Below are 3,394 nucleotides of genomic sequence, written 5' to 3'. Positions count from 1 at the left end.
ATTCCGGGCACTGGCGAGTTGCACGCGCCGAGCCTGCACGGGTCCGTCGGGCAGAAATTGCAGCAGCGGGCGGCGCATGCGGCGCGCGTGGACGAGGCCGCGGCCCTGCGGGCGTCAGCGTGTGCCTATCTCAGCAGCGGGCGCGGCCTCGATGCCGATTGGCTGATGAGCCATGTGCGGCTGATCCGGCCGCATCCGAACTATGATGCGGCGGAAGTGGCGGCCGGTGCGGCGGTGGTAATGCTGACGCCGATGTTCGGCCAGGATGAGGATGGCCTTGTGCGGCTGACGGGCGTGCAGCGCACCTATCTGACCGAGGGCGGAGCAAAAATCGGCCGCCGGATGCTGGGGGCTTCGGGCGCCTGGCTGCTGCATCCGCCTGCTGGCGCGGCGGTGCCGATTGGCGGCCATGACCAGGCCCGGGTTGCCGGTGAAGGGTTCGAGACCGTCGCGAGTGTCGTGCAGGCAACGCGGCAGGCTGGTGTTGTTGGCTACAATGCTGGCGGCCTGGTGGCCTGGGCCGGGCGGTTCAGCGGCTCGACGCCGGTTGTCCTGCTGGCCGATCGCGACAAAGCCCGCCTCCACAATGGCCGTGATGTTGGCGAGGCCGGGCAGAAGGCGGCCGCCAAGGCCGCGGCCTTGATCGAGGCCAATGGCGGCGAGGCGGTCTATCTTGAACCGCCGGCTGATGTCGCGGGCGGGGCAAAGGGCGCCGATTGGGCCGATGCCTTGCGCGAAAGTGGCGCCGCCGGCTTGCGGCGGGCGCTGGCGACGGCCGAAGCGTCGAGCGCTGCCGACCGGGCGCGGATCGAGGCGAAGTTGTCATCCGCCTCTCCCGGCGCCGCGCCGGATGGCCCGTCCGCCCAGGAGACCGAACAAGGCCAGCCTGTGCCTCATCCCGAGCTTGTGCGGCTCTACAAGGCGCTGGGGGCCAAAGACGGACGGAGCCTTTCCGAGACCGAGCGGGCCAACATCCTTGAGGGCAAGCGGGCGGATGGCACCGTGCTGGATGCGGCCGATTGGCGGAATGCGGTGAACCGCTCGAAAACCCCGATCGGCTACGTTGATTTTACCTTCTCGGCCGACAAGTCGGTGTCGCTGGCCTGGGCCTTCGCGCCGACCGAGGCGGAGCGCAACCAGCTGGCCCAGGCGCACAAGGATGCGGTGGCCGCGACCATGGCCGAGGTCGAGCAGGTCATTGGCCAGGCCCGGAAGGGCAAAGGCGGCAAGGAAGGCACCGAGCAGGGCCGCATCGGGTGGATCACCTTTGACCACTACACGGCCCGGCCCACAATCGAAATCGCCCGGCAGACAGCGGATGGCCGCACGGAAACCGAGATCGTCTCCGTGAAGGTGGCCGGCGATCCGCAGCTTCATACCCATGTCGCGATGCCGAATGTCATTGTCACCGAGAGCGGCCGTGTCGTGTCTCTGAACACGTTGCAGATGCACGGTCGCATCCATGAATGGGGGGCGATCTACCAAGCCCATCTCGCCCAGAATCTCCGGCGGGCAGGCGCGAGTATAGAGCTGGACCGAACCACCGGCGCGGCGCGGCTCAGCGCCGTGCCGGAGGAGATCCGGGCGGCGTTCAGTAAGCGGACCCGCGATGCCCTCTCCGACGCGAAAGCTTATGCCGCCTCGCTGGGGGCGGATTGGGACCGCATGACCGGCGATGAACGAATCAAGCTGCTGAAAGGCGGCGCCTTTGCGAGCCGCAGTGCCAAAGCCGATGATCTGAGCGATTTTGCGAGCTGGCGGCGCCAGGCGGAGGCACGCGGCTACCAGCACAAAAGCGTTCTGCAGAACGCGGCGTCAGCGGAGAAGATGACCGAAGCGGCCCGGCTGGATCGGGCCTATGAGGCAGCTTCGCGGATGCTGGGCGAGCAGTTTGCTCGGCGGGCGGTCATCAAGGCCGAGGATGAGCGCGTTGCCGCAGCGCGTGGCCTGGTGGCAGCCGGCATCAAGGATGGCGGCGATGTTGATCAGGTGATCGCGCGGTTGCGGGCGCGCGGGGTTGTCGAGACGGGCGGTGCCGGCGGCAACGGTGAGTCCGCGCGCACGCAGATCATCGCGGTCGAGACCGAGCGGGATGACCCGGACAACCCGGATGTGACGATCACCACAACCAGGCTGACGACGCGCGCCCATGTCGAGCAGGAGAGCGCGCTGGTCGAGCTGGCGGGACAAGCAGGGCGGGACCGGCGCGGCACGCTCAACCCGGTGCAGATCAAGCGCGGGATCGAGGCGAGCGGGCTGAGCTTCACCGGCGAGCATGGCGCGGCGCAGCGCCGGATGATCGATCATCTCGGCATGGGTGGCCGGTTCGCGGTGGGGATCGGGGCGGCCGGGGCTGGCAAGACCACGCTGTTGAAGCCGCTGGTGGCGGCGTGGCGTGACCAGGGTGCGGACATTCACGGCATCAGCCTCGGCTGGCGCCAGGCGCGCGAGCTGCGCGAGGCCGGGCTGAATACCGACACCGAGGCCGGCGGGCGTGACACGATCGCGGCCGTGTCGGTGTTCATCAACCGGGTGGAGAGCGGCCGGCTCGACTTGTCCAACCGCAGCGTCGTGGTGATCGATGAGCTGGGCACGATCGGCACGCGCCAGATGCTCGATCTGCTGCGGCTACAGGAGCGGCACGGGTTCCGTATGGTGGCGATCGGTGATCCGAAGCAATGCCAGTCGATCGAGGCGGGCCAGGTGATCGGCCTTCTCGAAAAAGGGCTGGGCAAGGTGCCGTCGATCGAAAGCAGCGTGCGGCAGACCAACGAACGCGCGCGCGAGATCGCGGGCTTGCTGCGCCAAGGTGGCGCCGAGGCTGTTGGCAAGGCGCTGGACATGAAGCGGCAGGATGGCACGGCCGAGATCGTTGCCGGCGGGCATGGCGAGGTGATCGCGCGGGCCGCCGCGCTCTGGGATGAGCGCCGGAAAGTGAATGCTGACCGGCCACGCTTTACGATTTCGATCAGCACACCGACCAATCAGGACGCGCGCGCGATCGGCGAGGCAATCCGGCAACGGCTGCTGGCCTCTGGCGAGCTGGGGCAGAGCCGCATGACGCTGGCGGCGATCGACAAGAACACCGGTGAGCACTACGCCATGCCGATCGCGACGGGCGAAAAAATCCGGCTCTTCGCCAGGACCAACGCCGCGATGCTGGACGGCGGCAAGGGCGCGATCGGCGACAACGGCTCGATCCTCGAAATCACCAGCATCCGCGACGAAGGCCTGGTGCTGCGGAACGACCATGGCCGCGAGGGCTTTGTGAAGTGGGACACGCTGGCCGACAAGGAAACCGGCCAGATGCGGCTGGCGTATGGCTATGCCATGACCACCAACACCGCCCAGGGCATCACCACGACCGAGCATATCTTTGTAACACCGGGCGGCT

At 67.9% G+C, this 3,394-nt stretch carries 1 protein-coding gene; it reads left to right on the top strand.

Annotated elements, in window-relative coordinates; all coding sequences use genetic code 11:
* Positions 1-3,394, top strand: a 3,394-nt coding sequence (mobF, locus tag APM_RS19505) for a MobF family relaxase (RefSeq protein WP_050807247.1), incomplete at both ends; no start/stop codon positions are given.

The sequence above is a fragment of the Acidiphilium sp. PM genome, assembly GCF_000219295.1.
Taxonomy (GTDB): Bacteria; Pseudomonadota; Alphaproteobacteria; order Acetobacterales; family Acetobacteraceae; genus Acidiphilium; species Acidiphilium multivorum.
This window is presented reverse-complemented; position numbering and strand designations above follow the sequence as displayed.